We start from the raw sequence: 14430 nt of genomic DNA on the forward strand, positions 1-14430 counted from the left end.
GTTTGTCATGCCTTTCATTATTATGCAAGCGCTCCGGCAAGATCATAAGGGCTAAGGTCTATTTCTGTCGGCTTTCCGAGAACTAGCTTTGCGAGCTCTGAACCGAGAAACGGCCCCATCGTTAATCCCGACGCGCCTAAACCGTTAGCGGCGTAAAGTCCTTGAACATTCGGCACGGCACCCACCACTGGCAGAAACCCCGGTGTAAACGGTCTGAAGCCCACTCTTGTTTCAATGACTGTGCTGTCAGCAAGCCCCGGGGCTGCGGCAAGTGCTTTGCTCAAGACTTCATGCTGTCCCCCTGCTGTCACACGCAGGTCTTTAAGATCGGCCTCATTTTCATGGGTGGCGCCTGCTACAATTCTGCCGTCATCAAAGGACAGAATATACTGGTCATTCGGCGGCATCACTACCGGCCACGATCCGGTATCTGCGCCAGAGATTTCAAAATGCATAATTTGCGCCTTCTGAAAGGACACTTGAAAATGAATGCCCAGAGGCTTCATCAATTCATTGGCCCATGCCCCTCCAGTCACGATCACATTATCAGCCTCAAACTGTTGCTTGTCTGTTTGGACACCGGTGACTCTTCCGTTCCCAAAAAGCAAGGACGCGTTTCCTTTTACAATGACTGCACCATGTTTCTCGGCAGCGTTTAAAAGCGACCGGCATAGCGCCCTCCCGTTCACACGGGCGGCGCCGCTGATATGAACCGATTCATAGCCATCAGCTAAAATGGGAAACAGCTTTTTCGTTTCACTCGCAGACAAACGGGTGATGTCACCGATCTCCGGCGCATCCTCGCGTCTCTTATACGCCCGCTCCTCCATCTTATCGAGCTTCACCGCATCAGTGTGAATGCTGATCGCACCGACACGCTTGTATCCGGTGTCTGTTTCTCCGTCCTCTTCCAATTGATTGATTAAATCATTATAATATCGCGCTCCGCCCTTAGCGAGCTGATACCAATCCTGATTGCGGCGCTGCGACAGCCAAGGACAGACGATTCCCGCCGCCGCATCCGTAGCTTGTCCCGGTTCCTTCCGGTCAATCACCGTAACCCGGGCTCCTGATTTTGCGAGATGATAAACCGTCGATGCACCTAGTATGCCTGCGCCGACGATGATGTAAGACTTCATATGCAAACACCTTTTCTTTTATAATATCTATTCATTTTACCAAATAGAGTGCTTTCCTTCGACCTTTAGCCCCAATGTGGAAAAACCGCGAAGTTCGTCCAATCTCTTCACTCTCCTATTGAATATCCTGTCACTATCAATAGAGAAAGGATGATACCATGAGCGAAAATCGTCATGAAAATGAAGAAAACCAAAAGCGCAATGTATCAGTTGCTAAAGTTGAAAACAGCGGCAATGCAAAAGTCGTAGTCAACGTGAATACAGATCAGGATCAGGCACAGGCACAGTCTCAAGACGGAGAAGAGTAATGAACGAGAATATCATTCCTATCAACAGACATACTCAAGATATGCCTAGCAATGGATCTATGATCGAAAACAGCGGCAACTCAGAAGTCCATATTGAAATCCACATTGATACAATGCCGATCGCCTTTGCCATTTTATGCTCAGCATTAGCCGCAAAGCAGATGTCAAAAGAGGAATTTGACACGGCTTATACGCAATTACGAGAGATGAACAATGGATATCACAATGGCACATCTGTAAAGCAAATCATCAATCAGGAGAATGAAGTGTAGAAACCGCGGGCCCCTCGGCCTGCGGATTTTCTTCTGCATACATAAAAGGACGCAACTGGTAACCAGTCACGTCCTTTTCAAAAGAAAATTAACCGATTGAACCTTCCGTTTCGAACTTGATTAATTTTGCTCGAAATGGTACGAAATGATTTATAAAAGGCGCCCAAACCCTTGATATAAAGCCATTTCTTCAAATGGTTTAAAATAGATTATAATCTCAACTTAGAACGGTGTTGGCATGGGCTGAAGCCACATGATATAAGAGTTTTACAGTGATAACTCACGGGTGCTGCCGTGAGTACGTTTCATTTCGTTTGAAGGTTCTTACAAAGTAATGCACCCGTTAGTTGAACAAGTCCACGGCTTATTTAAACTGTACTAATTTCCTTTTGAAATAGAGATACCGTTCTCAATAAAAATAGGTGTCTAATCTATAAACCACTCCATATAAGCTTCTTTATTCATATTTAAATTTTTTTGGGCTACTAGGCATACATCCAATCCAAGTTTTGACCCTGAGCGTAAACTGGTTAAAAGTCTAATTGCAATAAGGAGTGAACCTCGAATTATGGTATATCAAAGACAAATGACACCCTATGCCCTGAATCCCTGGGATCTACAAAATTGTTTGTATCGTTTCACGTATTTGTGGCTTAGAAACGATGATAATTTCTGGTTTTTCTTAACGACTATCGGGGAATCAAGAGTTTATGGATATAGGTTTTTCGGTGGAAGATGGAATAATTATTCCGTTGATTTAAGAGATATTGTTTCCTTCTATTGTTCTCCTCCGACTCCAACTCTATATTAAAACACTGCGCCTAATCTTCGTATATGAAGAAGTTATTTGTGAATTAAAAACGTTCAAAACATAGCAAAATGAATTGATTCTTGGAAATCCAAGGTTCAAAAAAAATGGAATCATTTTTCAAAATTACAATGAGCACTATCTTACACCTTCCACTATACGTGAAACGATTCGGACTATCACCAAGCTTCAGGGGTTGAATATAGAGGCTTACATGCTTTCAGACACACGCACACTGTTTTCGCCCTTGAGTCATGTGTAAGTCTGCTATATCTATCTATCAAAACGATTCGGACACAAGAACACTAAAACAACAAGTGAAAAATATTCACACATAACTGAAAAAATCGAACAAGATGAGCTTGAAAAATACGCTTCTTACACATCAAGATAACAAAAAACTTGGCATAAAAGTTGGCACAATAGAAACTTGGCACGTGCCAAAAGTAAGAAAAACCCTTGATAAACAAGGGTTTTTCGTTAGTTATCCAATAGAACCTTCCATTTCGAACTTAATCAAACGGTTCATTTCAACTGCGTATTCCATTGGAAGCTCTTTTGTGAATGGCTCGATGAAGCCCATTACGATCATTTCAGTCGCTTCTTCTTCGGAAATACCGCGGCTCATCAAGTAGAAGAGCTGTTCTTCAGATACTTTAGACACTTTCGCTTCGTGCTCCAATGAAATGTTATCATTTAAGATTTCATTGTAAGGAATTGTATCTGATGTTGATTTGTTATCCATAATGAGCGTATCACACTCGATGTTGGAACGGGCGCCTTCCGCTTTACGTCCGAAGTGGACGATTCCGCGGTAGGTTACTTTCCCGCCTTGTTTAGAGATCGATTTTGATACGATTGTGGAAGATGTGTTTGGCGCAAGGTGAATCATTTTTGCACCCGCATCCTGATGCTGGCCTTTACCCGCAAGAGCGATAGAAAGCGTCATACCGCGCGCGCCTTCGCCTTTTAGGATACAAGCCGGATATTTCATTGTCAGTTTAGATCCGATGTTGCCATCGATCCATTCCATCGTTGCGTTTTCTTCACATACTGTACGCTTCGTTACTAGGTTGTAAACGTTGTTCGCCCAGTTTTGGATCGTCGTATAACGGCAGTAGCCGCCTTTTTTCACGATGATTTCAACAACCGCACTGTGAAGAGAGTTTGTTGTGTAAACAGGTGCCGTACAGCCCTCAACGTAATGCACGCTTGCTTCTTCGTCAACGATGATCAGTGTACGTTCGAACTGACCCATGTTTTCAGAGTTGATACGGAAGTAAGCTTGAAGCGGTGTCTCAACCTTCACGCCTTTTGGCACATAGATGAAAGATCCGCCGGACCAAACAGCTGAGTTCAGCGCCGCAAACTTGTTATCAGTCGGCGGAATCACTTTTGCCCAGTGCTCACGGAAAATATCTTCATTTTCTTTCAGCGCGCTGTCTGTATCTTTAAAGACGATGCCTTGCGCTTCAAGATCTTCTTTCATGTTGTGGTATACAACCTCTGATTCGTACTGAGCAGAAACACCCGCAAGGTATTTTTGTTCAGCTTCAGGAATCCCGAGCTTGTCGAATGTTTGCTTAATTTCTTCAGGAACTTCATCCCAAGAACGCTCTGAACGCTCAGACGGTTTTACGTAGTACGTAATTTCGTCAAAGTTCAGTGAGTTTAGATCTCCGCCCCATTGTGGCATTGGCATGTTGTAGAAATGTTCAAGTGATTTCAAGCGGAAATCAAGCATCCATTGAGGCTCTTCTTTCATGCGAGAAATTTCTTCTACGATTTCTTTTGTCAATCCGCGCTCTGAACGGAAAATGGAAACGTCCTTGTCGTGAAAACCATATTTGTATTCACCAATATCAGGCATTTTTTTAGCCATCCATTTTCACTCCAATCCTTTTAATTGCCGCCCTCTTCTTTAGCGACTCCTTTTTCAAGTGCCTTCCATGACAGGGTTGCACATTTAATACGGGCCGGGAATTTTGAAACGCCTTGAAGGGCTTCAATATCACCCAGATCTATAGAATCATCATATTCTTTCCCTTGCATCATATCCGAGAAAATCTTAGACATGGAAAGGGCTGTTTCAATATCTTTCCCTTTAATCGCCTGAGTCATCATCGAAGCGGATGCCATTGAAATGGAACAGCCTTCCCCTTCAAATTTCGCATCTTCCACGATGTCTCCGTCAAGCTTCATTGTCAGTCTGATTCGGTCGCCGCATGTCGGGTTGTTCATATCCACGACGATGCTGTCATTCAAAACCCCTTTGTTGCGCGGGTTTTTGTAATGATCCATAATCACTTGTCTGTACAATGTATCTAAGTTTGCATTAAAAGACATTTGTAAAATACTCCTTTGTCTTTTGAAGAGCTTCCACAAGCTTATCAATCTCTTCCTCTGTATTATACAGATAAAAGCTTGCTCTCGCAGTAGCAGTTACATCCAGCCATTTCATCAGCGGCTGGGCGCAATGGTGACCCGCTCTGACAGCGATCCCTTCCGCATCAAGTACGGTTGCCACATCGTGCGGATGAACATCATCAAGGTTAAATGTGATCAGCCCGGCACGCTCTTCCGGTCCGTAAACCGTCACGCCGTCAAGCTGACGGAAGCGTTCAAGCGCATAAGCTGCAAGCTTGTGCTCGTGGCGGGAAATCTCATCAAGACCGATTTCTTCGAGAAAATCAATTGCGGCACCGAGACCGATTGCTCCAGCAATAATCGGAGTACCCGCTTCGAATTTCCACGGAAGCTCTTTCCAAGTTGATTCATAAAGCCCGACAAAGTCAATCATTTCACCGCCGAATTCGGCAGGCTCCATGTTTTCCAGCAGGGCTTTCTTTCCGTACAGCACACCTACTCCGGTAGGGCCGCACATTTTGTGGGAAGAAAGCGCAAAGAAGTCGCAATCGAGATCCTGCACGTCAATTTTCATGTGAGGCGTGCTTTGTGCACCGTCCACCACAATGACAGCCCCGTTGTCATGAGCAATTTTCGCCATTTCTTTTATCGGGTTGATCGTGCCGAGAACATTAGACACATGAGATACCGCAACAATCTTTGTATTGCTTGTGACCGTTGCTCTGACGTCATCTAATGAAATCGTGCCGTCTTCCTGCAGCGGAATATATTTTAATGTGGCGCCAGTCGCTTTGACAGCCTGCTGCCACGGAATGATATTCGCATGATGCTCCATATAGGTGATGACCACTTCATCACCCGGTTTGAGGTTGGCGCGTGCATAGCTTAGCGCCACCATGTTCAATGATGTGGTCGTGCCTTTTGTGAAAATAATCTCAGCCATTGACTTCGCGTTAATAAACTTGCGGACTTTTTCACGCGCTCCTTCATAACCGTCTGTCGCTCTGGTTCCAAGCGTATGGACGCCCCGGTGAACATTGGAATTGTATTGGTTATAATACTTATCCAGTGTTTCAATGACAGCACGCGGCTTCTGAGAAGTCGCCGCGCTGTCGAGATAAACGAGATCATGTCCGTTCACTTGCTGATGAAGGATCGGGAACTGTTCACGAATATCTGTGATATTCATTACTTCACTTTCCTTTCGATAACAGAAACCAATTGTTTCTTAACGCCTTCAATCGGAAGTTCGTTAACTACCGGCGCAAGGAATCCATAGATGACTAAGCGTTCTGCTTCTTCTTTCGCAATCCCGCGGCTCATCAGGTAGTAAAGCTGAATAGGGTCCACACGGCCGACAGATGCCGCATGTCCTGCAGTTACATCGTCTTCGTCAATTAAAAGAATAGGGTTTGCGTCTCCGCGCGCTTTTTCGCTGAGCATCAGCACACGGGATTCCTGTTCCGCATTCGCTTTAGAAGCGCCATGTTCGATTTTGCCGATTCCGTTAAAGATAGAAGAAGCGGAATCCTTCATCACACCGTGCTTCAAGATATATCCTTCAGAAGCTTTACCGAAATGAATGATTTGTGTCGTGAAGTTTTCTGTTTGCTCTCCTCTTCCGACAACAACCGTTTTCGTGTCGCCATAAGTGCCGTCACCGTAAAGGTTTGTTGTGTTTTCGGAAATGGTGTCGCCATCGTTCATGAGGCCGAGAGCCCACTCGATTTTGCTGTCGCGTCCGCGCGCAGCACCGCGGCGGTTGACATAAGTTGTCACGCCGGAAGACAGAGTATCCACCGCACCGTATGTCACACTGGCATTATCACCTGTGATAACCTCACTGATAATATTGAATACAGCATCTTTCGGGTTGACCGTGCTGATGTAGTTTTCTACATACGTTACTGAGCTATGGTCTTCCGCCACAATCAATACGTGGTTGAATAGAGCTGTATCGTTGCTTTCGTGGACATAAACAGCCTGAACCGGCGTCTCCACCTGAACATTTTTCGGAACATAGAGGAATGCCCCTCCGTTAACAAGAGCTGCGTGAAGTGCAGTTAATTTATGCTCATCAACCTTCACGCCGTCTTTCATAAAGTATTTCTCCACTAAGTCGCTGTGCTCGCGGGCAGCAGTCAAAATATCAGTAAAGATGACGCCTTTGTCTTTCAATTCCTGAGAAAGAGAAAGGTATGCAGGCGTCTGATCACGCTGTACATATAACGTTTTATCTTCGTTTTCGACATCGATCAGCGCTTTTGCTTCATCAGTCAAATCTTCTAATGAAGAAAGCGGCTCATTATCAACTGTATGCTTCGCGAAGTTCGTGAAGTTCCAGTTTGTGATTTTTGTTTTGTCAGGCTTCGGCATCGGCAGATCCTCAGCTTGTTCAAGAGCCTGTAAGCGCAGGTTTTTCAGCCAGGCAGGTTCTTGATGCTTTTCGGAAAAGCTTTTGAGATACTCCTGATCTACGGATAGTTTTGTATCTAGTGTCATATTAATCCCCCTAACGCTTACGCTTCTTGGCCTACAGTTTCGTCTTCAATGCCAAGTTCTTTTTTGATCCAGTCATAACCTTCTGCTTCAAGACGCTGTGCAAGCTCTGCACCGCCGGATTTTACAACGCGGCCTTGCATCATAACGTGAACCACATCAGGAGTGATGTAGTTTAACAGACGCTGATAGTGAGTGATCATCAGGCAGCCGAAGCTTTCGCTGCGCATTTTGTTGATCCCTTTTGATACAACTTTCAGAGCGTCAATATCAAGACCTGAGTCGATTTCATCAAGGATGGCGATTTTCGGTTCAATCATCATCAGCTGAAGGATTTCGTTGCGTTTTTTCTCCCCGCCTGAGAAGCCTTCGTTGAGGTAGCGCTGAGCCATTTCAGGGTCCATTTCTAAGAATTCCATGTTTTCGTCCATTTTGCGGATGAATTTCATAAGAGAAATTTCATCGCCTTCTTCTCTGCGCGCGTTGATCGCAGAACGAAGGAAGTCGGCATTTGTCACACCGCTGATTTCACTTGGGTACTGCATTGCAAGGAACAAACCTGCCTGCGCACGCTCGTCCACTTCCATTTCCAGTACATCTTTGCCGTCAAGCGTGATGCTGCCCTTCGTTACTTCATATTTAGGATGCCCCATAATAGCAGCTGACAGAGTTGATTTACCAGTACCGTTCGGTCCCATTACGGCGTGGAACTCTCCGCCTTTTATTTCAAGGTTTACACCTTTTAAGATCTCTTTCCCTTCGATTTCAACGTGAAGATCTTTGATCGTTAATGTTGAAGCAGCCATATCTATACCTCCAAAAATATATAATCATTATTCTCATTTTATTCTCATTCTAATTTTATAACAAATGAAAAGTAAATACAACTTTTTATCGTGCCTTGCACATTTCTCAAGTTTAACAAAGTTCAGCACTTTATTAAAGCAATTGAAAAAGAAAAAGAGTGGATTCCCACCCTTTTTTAAAGACCGATTTTCTCATTAAGCTCCGCAGAATACCGCTTGCATTTTTTATATTCAAGCTCTCTCTGCCGCTCAACTTCCATTCTTGTATCCAGCCGGCGTCCGTATTCCTCGTATCCGATTCCATGAGACAGCTGCATCGCTTTTTCCATTTCTGACGTATAATCGAGGTCCAGTCTGTCCTGGCTGCTGCAAATAATGAATCAATCCCTTCATTTATTTACTGCTATTGTATCAGCTCTGCGACCGGCGCTGCAAAATGGATATGGCTTGATATAACAACGGATGAGACGAAAGGACCCTTTGAGTTGAAATGAGAATCGTTTTTCGGAATATTCCTTCTTCTAATGCGTAGTGTTTCCAAATTCCTCTATGCACTGCTGGACAACTGTCACACCTTGGCTTAGAGCAGCTCCGCCTCCGAATGCAGCCGCCACACTGACAGCTTCAAGAATGTTTTCTTCCGTCGCTCCTTGGTCAAGACAGCCTTTTGTGTGATAGATCATGCAATATTCGTCCTGAGCATTGATGGCGATCCCCAGTGCAATCAGCTGTTTTTCTCTTTCTGTTAGCGAATTAGCTGCAAAGCATTGTTCGGTAAATTCGTTAAACTTTCTTCCCATCATCGGCATCTTCTGTTCAAATGTGCCTAAACTTTGTTTATATTGTTTTAGCGCGTCCTGCATGCTTCCTCTATCTTGATTCAAAGAAAATCCCTCCATCTGTTTAACATTCCTTTTTATTATGAACAGCTTTAAGGAAAATACCCAAAAAACCCCGGATTTCTCATCCGGGGTTTCAGTCTTATTCAGATACAGGAAGCACAGCTCCGTCATATTTTTTATCGATGAAGTCTTTGATCTTTTTAGAGTGAAGAACTTCCATCAGCGCTTTGATTTTTGCAGAATCCTCTTCGCCATCTCTCACTGCAATGATATTGGCGTAAGGGTTATCTTTTGTTGATTCCACTTCAATCGCGTCTTTTTTAGGATTTAATTTATTTTGGATCGCGTAGTTCACATTGATGAAGGCCGCGTCTCCTTCTTTGTTTTCATATGCTTTTGCCGTTAATTCAGGCGCTACTTTTTTGAACTGAAGGTTTTTCGGGTTTTTCTTAATGTCTTTCAGTGTTGCATCGACTGTCTCCACTTTGGAATCAAGTGTAATTAATCCTGCATTCTCAAGCATTGCAAGCATACGGCCTTGTTCAGCCACGTTATTTGTCAGGATAATTGTCGCACCGTCGGGAAGATCTTTTAATGATTTGTATTTTTTAGAATAAATACCGAATGGCTCTAAGTGAATCGCGCCGGCATTCACAAGTTTATAATCTTTGTTTTCTTTCATTTCTTGCTCAAGGTAAGGAATGTGCTGGAAGAAGTTCGCATCCACTTCTTTATCAGCTAAGGCTTTGTTGTACATTTTGTAATCACTAAGCACTTTCACTTTCAGTGTGTAGCCTTTTTCTTTTAACAATGGTTCAGCTTCTTTTAAAATTTCTGCATGCGGTGTTTTTGTAGCTGCAACAACAATTTCTTTCTTGCCGGATTCAGCGTTATTAGAACCGCAGGCAGCCATAACTCCTGCAAATACAAGCAGTAATGCACCTAAAAATAGCTTTTTCAATGTAAATCCTCCCTTATCGTTTGTCTATTATATTTGTTATGACATCACCGATCATTTGAATAATGAAAACGATGATTAAAATAAATACAGTAGCAACGAAGGTCACATCAGTATTATTAGACTGATATCCTTCTACATATGCAAGGTTTCCAAGGCCTCCTGAACCGATGGCGCCCGCAATTGCCGTTGAGCCGATCAAAGCGATGGCCGTAACCGTGATCCCAGAAATAAGGGCCGGCATGGATTCCGGAAGCAACACTTTGAAAATAATCGTTGATGTTTTGGCTCCCATTGATTTCGCAGCTTCGATGACGCCTTTATCCACCTCGCGCAGCGCAATTTCAGCAAGCCGCGCGTAAAACGGGGCTGAGCCGATGACTAACGCCGGAAGTGCCGCGTTCGGCCCTAAGATGGTGCCGACTAAAAACTTCGTAAAACCTAGTAATAAAATAATTAAAATGAGGAACGGAATAGACCTGAATACATTGACAATGGCCGCAATCACAGTGTTGACCGCTTTGTTCTGCCAGAGGCTCCCTTTGCTTGTGAGAAAGAGCAGCAGACCGAGGATCACCCCGATGACAAAGGCAAAAACCAAAGAGATCAGCGTCATATAAAGCGTCTCGTATGTCGCGTTCCATAATTCAGTTACATCAACGTTCGGGAAGTATTTTTCAAACATTCGTGATCACCTCTGCTTTCACCTGTTTGTCATTAATAAACCGGATCACGTTTTGCACTTCTTCCTCGTCACCGTCAATATGGATGAACAATGAACCGTATGCTCCGTCCTTCGTCTGCGAGATTTTCCCTTGCAGAATATTGACACTGACATTGAAGTTTCTGATCATCTCTGTAATCAGAGGCTGTTCAGCCGCTTCGCCGACAAATGTGAGCTGAACCGTTGTTCCTGACGCTTTTTCGTCAAGAAGATGCTGAAGCGTTTCTTTTGTTTCTTCAGGCTCAGTCACCTGCTGGACAAATCGTTTTGTCATTTCTTCCTTCGGATTCTTGAAGACATCGAGAACTTCTCCTTCTTCAACAACCTTTCCGTTTTCCATGACAGCGACTCTGTTGCAGATTTTTCGGATGACATGCATTTCGTGTGTGATCAGCACAATCGTCAAACCGAGTCTTTCATTAATATCGGACAAAAGATCCAAGATTGAATCAGTTGTTTGCGGATCTAAAGCTGATGTCGCTTCATCGCAAAGGAGAACCTTCGGATTGTTTGCGAGCGCTCTGGCGATTCCGACCCGCTGCTTTTGTCCTCCGCTCAGCTGGGATGGGTAAGATTTTTCTTTTCCTTCTAAACCTACCAGTTTAATCAGTTCATTGGCACGCTTGATCCGCTCGCTTTTTTTCACCCCGGCAATTTCTAAAGGAAACATGATGTTATCTCTGACAGTTCGCGACCAGAGCAAATTGAAATGCTGGAAAATCATACTGATTTCATGGCGTGCTTTTCTTAAATTGCGTCCGTTTACTTCATTAATCTTTGTTCCCGCCACTTCCACGATTCCTGAGCTCGGTTTCTCAAGTCCGTTCAGCAGACGGATTAAGGAACTTTTACCAGCTCCGCTATATCCTATAATTCCAAAAATCTCACCTTTTTTTATGGAAAGCGAGACATTTTGGACAGCATTGACATCTCCATGTTTCGACTTATACACTTTTGAAACATCCTGAAGATTGATCAAAGCGATCACCTGCCTTAACACTATTCTAAGAAATCTTCCGGTTTTTTCTGCAAAAGAAAAGCCTTTCTGCATACTTGAGCAGAAAGGCTTATATAAAACGCCTTTCTCTCATCTTTCAAAGCTGAACGCTTCGTGTGAATTGGCACCATTTCAACAGTGTTGATGGTTGCCGGGCTTCATAGGGCACTTCCCTCCACCTCTCTTGATAAGAGAAATATATAGTCTTTTTCGTCCGGAAATTCTTAATGTAGAATAGCATGGCGAATGATAAAATGTCAATAAAATAAATGATGTCAACTTTTACTATTATAATAATTTACTATTTTTCAATTCTTTAGAATCCTCTGAAAAAAACCATTAGTCAGCCACAGAATGGCTTCCAGCTTTAACAGCGCTCTGAATGAACCCTTTACCTTTAGGCTTCCGCTCTGGATCAGGTGCTGAAGGGAAATGTCTCCATGCAAAAGATCAATGATTTCTGTTTGGTTTCCATAAAAGGTCAGGTTGGACGTGTGGGGCGGAGAAATCTTTTTCATTTCCCCTTGTTCGTTTATTGAGACGGTTAAGGCTTCTGTTTCTCCTTGGAAGGTAATGAGCAATGTTGAAGTGTTCAAAAGGGGTTTTAAAAACAGATGCTGGTAATCATCTTCTAAAACTTCCGCTTTCTCCATTTGTACAACCTCCTATTTGTTGGTCATACATACACATTTCTCTCCTCAGCGCAAGAACCCCTTTATAAAACGAACGACAATTTCATTGGAATGCGCCGAGAAAAATGTCATAAATGAGATGCAGAAGATGATTTTTGTTTGATCAGCTCATATAAGTAAGAAACGGAATGAAACGCATACCCTCTTTCAATTACTTTCCCGCCCTTAAACAGCAGAAAACAAGGGACGCTTTCAATTTGATATGCTTTAGCAAACGCCGGTGAATAGTTGAGATTATTTTTATAGAAGGCGACAGACGGAAGCATTTCTTCGACGACTGTCAGCATTTTGCTTGCCAGCTGGCAGGTCCCGCAAAACGGAGTATATAAATATAGGAGATACACATCATCAGTAATGTGTTCAAGTTCTTGTTCTTGGAGTTCTTTCATGCTATAACACCTCAGGTCTTTCTTTCAAGAAAAATCGTATGGACATTCAGATTTGCGCTCAGCAATACAGATGCTATATGGTGTCTGGGCGCCGCCGCGACTTCCTTATAGGCTTTGTCGATATGTATATGGAAGGCTTCATTAAATTCCCTTTTCAGCTGTTTTCTCAATTTCTCGCCCGATTCATCGGCATCAACCAAAATATAGACGTCCTTCTCATAAAGCTCGTCAGCCAATTCCTCCAGCTTCAGCTGGCTGATTGTTCCGTTTGTGCAGAGAATGCGCACTGGCTCATTCAGGACGCTTTCAATCTTTTCTTTATCTGATTTCCCTTCAACAATCAAGACTTTTTCCAGCTCGTCCATGTTCATCTGCTTCACCTGCCGCCAAATTTGAAACGTTCAGATTGTAAAAGAAGGCAGTGAAATTCACCGCCAACATTAACACCAGCCGCTTTCGTAGTCACAATCCACATATTTCTGATCGTCTCCTGAAACCACGTCGGCTGTCTTATAAAACTTTTCATTTTCATAGGTAAAACCGGACTTAAGCTCATATTCATTCATGCCTGTCATTTGGCCGATCATCTCATCTTCATGATATAACGAGAGCCGGCCATTTTGAAAGCGGCCTGTCACATCATTGGTGACATCGAGCTTTTGTTTGCTGAAAGCCATATTGGACACCTCCCATAGCGTTAGCGTATCCAATTGCCTGCTCAGCTATCCGGTTTTAGTCTTGCTGTGTCATCTCTTCGTATTGCTCTGCTGTCATTAGTTTTTCAATTTCAGACGCATCAGACGGTTCAACGACGATCATCCATGCTTTTTCATACGGAGATTCGTTGACGAACTCCGGGCTGTCATCAAGATCTTCGTTTACTTCCACTACAGTTCCGTTAATCGGTGCGTAAAGCTCAGATACCGTTTTTACGGATTCTACACTTCCGAAAGGCTCGTCCGCTTTAATTTCAGCGCCGACTTCAGGAAGCTCAACAAACACGATATCTCCGAGCTCGGATTGGGCAAAATGGGTAATGCCGATTTTGGCTTTTTCTCCTTCAACTTTTACCCACTCGTGTTCTTCTGAGTAACGCAAATCTTTAGGTATGCTCAATTGAATCCCTCCATTTTTTACAGCACTACAATAAGAAGATACCACACTTTTCGAAAAAAATTTACATCATGACCAGTTTTCTTCAAATTGATCTTCTTTAAAGCCGACTGTCACTTTTTCGCCGTCTGTTGTGAGCGGGCGCTTGATCAGCATTCCGTCTGAAGCCAGCAGTTCAAGCTGTTCGTCTTCTGACATATGATACAGTTTTTCCTTCAGATTCAGTTCACGGTATTTCATGCCGCTTGTGTTGAAGAATTTCTTTAAATCCAGCCCGCTTTTTTCATAAAGCGATTTTAGCTCCTCTTTGCTTGGAGGCTGTTCTGCAATATGTATTTCGTTGATTTCTTTTCCGTGTTCTTCAAGCCATTTTTTCGCTTTGCGGCACGTTCCGCATTTAGGGTACCAGTAAAAAGTTAACGACATCTTCTTCCCCCTCAATAAAATAATCGAGGTTATTTTAACACAGTTTGTTTTAAAAACCTAAAACAGTGCTTCATAAAAAAAGAGCTCCGG

At 43.4% G+C, this 14430-nt stretch carries 19 protein-coding genes and 1 riboswitch; of the genes, 2 read left to right on the forward strand and 17 right to left on the reverse strand.

Translation table 11 applies throughout. The annotated features are described in order from the left end of the window. Window positions 1-20: 20 nt before the first annotated feature. Window positions 21-1139: an NAD(P)/FAD-dependent oxidoreductase gene (locus NYE43_RS17045; RefSeq protein ID WP_185848651.1), complete on the reverse strand. Its 1119-nt coding sequence runs from the start codon at window positions 1137-1139 to the stop codon at window positions 21-23. A gap of 158 nt (window positions 1140-1297) precedes the next feature. On the opposite strand from NYE43_RS17045, the gene NYE43_RS17050 reads away from it, so the two are divergent. Both NYE43_RS17050 and NYE43_RS17055 read left to right on the forward strand, forming a co-directional pair. Continuing rightward, the gene (locus NYE43_RS17050) at window positions 1298-1447 is read left to right on the forward strand and encodes a hypothetical protein (RefSeq protein ID WP_003240873.1); all 150 of its coding nucleotides are present in this window, start codon (window positions 1298-1300) and stop codon (window positions 1445-1447) included. Beyond that, window positions 1447-1719 (forward strand): hypothetical protein, encoded by a 273-nt coding sequence (locus NYE43_RS17055; RefSeq protein WP_024122765.1) that lies wholly within the window; start codon window positions 1447-1449, stop codon window positions 1717-1719. Before NYE43_RS17050 ends, NYE43_RS17055 begins: the two co-directional genes overlap by 1 nt. Window positions 1720-3011: 1292 nt before the next feature. On the opposite strand, the gene sufB is transcribed toward NYE43_RS17055, so the two are convergent. From sufB to NYE43_RS17135, 16 genes are all read right to left on the reverse strand, one after another. Then, a complete protein-coding gene (sufB, locus tag NYE43_RS17060; RefSeq protein WP_003228608.1) occupies window positions 3012-4409 on the reverse strand; it encodes a Fe-S cluster assembly protein SufB in 1398 nt (465 codons plus the stop codon). Window positions 4410-4429: 20 nt separating this feature from the next. After that, entirely contained in the window at window positions 4430-4873 is a 444-nt protein-coding gene (sufU, locus tag NYE43_RS17065) for a Fe-S cluster assembly sulfur transfer protein SufU (protein WP_003222809.1), read from the reverse strand. Further along, window positions 4863-6083, reverse strand: a complete 1221-nt coding sequence (gene sufS, locus NYE43_RS17070; protein WP_024122766.1) for a cysteine desulfurase SufS — start codon at window positions 6081-6083, stop codon at window positions 4863-4865. The genes sufU and sufS overlap by 11 nt, the downstream gene beginning before the upstream one ends. Then, entirely contained in the window at window positions 6083-7396 is a 1314-nt protein-coding gene (sufD, locus tag NYE43_RS17075; protein ID WP_095714026.1) for a Fe-S cluster assembly protein SufD, read from the reverse strand. Before sufD ends, sufS begins: the two co-directional genes overlap by 1 nt. Window positions 7397-7413: 17 nt before the next feature. Beyond that, entirely contained in the window at window positions 7414-8199 is a 786-nt protein-coding gene (gene sufC / locus NYE43_RS17080) for a Fe-S cluster assembly ATPase SufC (RefSeq protein ID WP_010331788.1), read from the reverse strand. Between the two features lie 176 nt (window positions 8200-8375). Then, on the reverse strand, window positions 8376-8528 hold the full coding sequence (locus NYE43_RS17085) for a hypothetical protein (protein WP_010331789.1): 153 nt from the start codon (window positions 8526-8528) through the stop codon (window positions 8376-8378). A 192-nt stretch (window positions 8529-8720) separates the two neighbouring features. After that, on the reverse strand, window positions 8721-9098 hold the full coding sequence (locus NYE43_RS17090; protein ID WP_038954281.1) for a carboxymuconolactone decarboxylase family protein: 378 nt from the start codon (window positions 9096-9098) through the stop codon (window positions 8721-8723). 82 nt (window positions 9099-9180) lie between these two features. After that, a complete protein-coding gene (metQ, locus tag NYE43_RS17095; protein WP_095714027.1) occupies window positions 9181-10002 on the reverse strand; it encodes a methionine ABC transporter substrate-binding lipoprotein MetQ in 822 nt (273 codons plus the stop codon). Window positions 10003-10015: 13 nt separating this feature from the next. Continuing rightward, window positions 10016-10684 carry a methionine ABC transporter permease MetP gene (gene metP, locus NYE43_RS17100; protein ID WP_010331792.1) on the reverse strand — a complete coding sequence of 223 codons (669 nt, stop codon included), beginning with the start codon at window positions 10682-10684 and terminating at the stop codon, window positions 10016-10018. Further along, a complete protein-coding gene (metN, locus tag NYE43_RS17105) occupies window positions 10677-11702 on the reverse strand; it encodes a methionine ABC transporter ATP-binding protein MetN (RefSeq protein WP_024122771.1) in 1026 nt (341 codons plus the stop codon). The genes metP and metN overlap by 8 nt, the downstream gene beginning before the upstream one ends. 105 nt (window positions 11703-11807) lie before the next feature. Further along, a riboswitch (SAM riboswitch) is annotated at window positions 11808-11914 on the reverse strand. Window positions 11915-12028: 114 nt separating this feature from the next. After that, the gene (locus tag NYE43_RS17110; RefSeq protein WP_024122772.1) at window positions 12029-12373 is read right to left on the reverse strand and encodes an SCP2 sterol-binding domain-containing protein; all 345 of its coding nucleotides are present in this window, start codon (window positions 12371-12373) and stop codon (window positions 12029-12031) included. 107 nt (window positions 12374-12480) lie between these two features. Beyond that, window positions 12481-12801 carry a thioredoxin family protein gene (locus NYE43_RS17115; RefSeq protein WP_024122773.1) on the reverse strand — a complete coding sequence of 107 codons (321 nt, stop codon included), beginning with the start codon at window positions 12799-12801 and terminating at the stop codon, window positions 12481-12483. An 11-nt stretch (window positions 12802-12812) separates the two neighbouring features. After that, on the reverse strand, window positions 12813-13166 hold the full coding sequence (locus NYE43_RS17120; protein WP_024122774.1) for a toprim domain-containing protein: 354 nt from the start codon (window positions 13164-13166) through the stop codon (window positions 12813-12815). A 75-nt stretch (window positions 13167-13241) separates the two neighbouring features. Continuing rightward, window positions 13242-13478 carry a YusG family protein gene (locus NYE43_RS17125; protein WP_010331799.1) on the reverse strand — a complete coding sequence of 79 codons (237 nt, stop codon included), beginning with the start codon at window positions 13476-13478 and terminating at the stop codon, window positions 13242-13244. A gap of 55 nt (window positions 13479-13533) precedes the next feature. After that, on the reverse strand, window positions 13534-13917 hold the full coding sequence (gcvH, locus tag NYE43_RS17130; protein WP_010331800.1) for a glycine cleavage system protein GcvH: 384 nt from the start codon (window positions 13915-13917) through the stop codon (window positions 13534-13536). 66 nt (window positions 13918-13983) lie between these two features. After that, window positions 13984-14340: an arsenate reductase family protein gene (locus NYE43_RS17135; protein WP_024122775.1), complete on the reverse strand. Its 357-nt coding sequence runs from the start codon at window positions 14338-14340 to the stop codon at window positions 13984-13986. Window positions 14341-14430 lie beyond the last annotated feature (90 nt).

This window comes from Bacillus sp. FSL R5-0434 (assembly GCF_038004745.1).
GTDB lineage: Bacteria > Bacillota > Bacilli > Bacillales > Bacillaceae > Bacillus > Bacillus halotolerans.

Excerpts from the sequence above, each read along its gene's own strand:
- NYE43_RS17045 (WP_185848651.1), bottom strand. The coding sequence starts at position 1,139 with ATGAAGTCTTACATCATCGTCGGCGCAGGCATACTAGGTGCATCGACG.
- NYE43_RS17050 (WP_003240873.1), top strand. The coding sequence starts at position 1,298 with ATGAGCGAAAATCGTCATGAAAATGAAGAAAACCAAAAGCGCAATGTA.
- NYE43_RS17055 (WP_024122765.1), top strand. The coding sequence starts at position 1,447 with ATGAACGAGAATATCATTCCTATCAACAGACATACTCAAGATATGCCT.
- sufB (WP_003228608.1), bottom strand. The coding sequence starts at position 4,409 with ATGGCTAAAAAAATGCCTGATATTGGTGAATACAAATATGGTTTTCAC.
- sufU (WP_003222809.1), bottom strand. The coding sequence starts at position 4,873 with ATGTCTTTTAATGCAAACTTAGATACATTGTACAGACAAGTGATTATG.
- sufS (WP_024122766.1), bottom strand. The coding sequence starts at position 6,083 with ATGAATATCACAGATATTCGTGAACAGTTCCCGATCCTTCATCAGCAA.
- sufD (WP_095714026.1), bottom strand. The coding sequence starts at position 7,396 with ATGACACTAGATACAAAACTATCCGTAGATCAGGAGTATCTCAAAAGC.
- sufC (WP_010331788.1), bottom strand. The coding sequence starts at position 8,199 with ATGGCTGCTTCAACATTAACGATCAAAGATCTTCACGTTGAAATCGAA.
- NYE43_RS17085 (WP_010331789.1), bottom strand. The coding sequence starts at position 8,528 with ATGGAAAAAGCGATGCAGCTGTCTCATGGAATCGGATACGAGGAATAC.
- NYE43_RS17090 (WP_038954281.1), bottom strand. The coding sequence starts at position 9,098 with ATGGAGGGATTTTCTTTGAATCAAGATAGAGGAAGCATGCAGGACGCG.
- metP (WP_010331792.1), bottom strand. The coding sequence starts at position 10,684 with ATGTTTGAAAAATACTTCCCGAACGTTGATGTAACTGAATTATGGAAC.
- NYE43_RS17110 (WP_024122772.1), bottom strand. The coding sequence starts at position 12,373 with ATGGAGAAAGCGGAAGTTTTAGAAGATGATTACCAGCATCTGTTTTTA.
- NYE43_RS17115 (WP_024122773.1), bottom strand. The coding sequence starts at position 12,801 with ATGAAAGAACTCCAAGAACAAGAACTTGAACACATTACTGATGATGTG.
- NYE43_RS17120 (WP_024122774.1), bottom strand. The coding sequence starts at position 13,166 with ATGGACGAGCTGGAAAAAGTCTTGATTGTTGAAGGGAAATCAGATAAA.
- NYE43_RS17125 (WP_010331799.1), bottom strand. The coding sequence starts at position 13,478 with ATGGCTTTCAGCAAACAAAAGCTCGATGTCACCAATGATGTGACAGGC.
- NYE43_RS17135 (WP_024122775.1), bottom strand. The coding sequence starts at position 14,340 with ATGTCGTTAACTTTTTACTGGTACCCTAAATGCGGAACGTGCCGCAAA.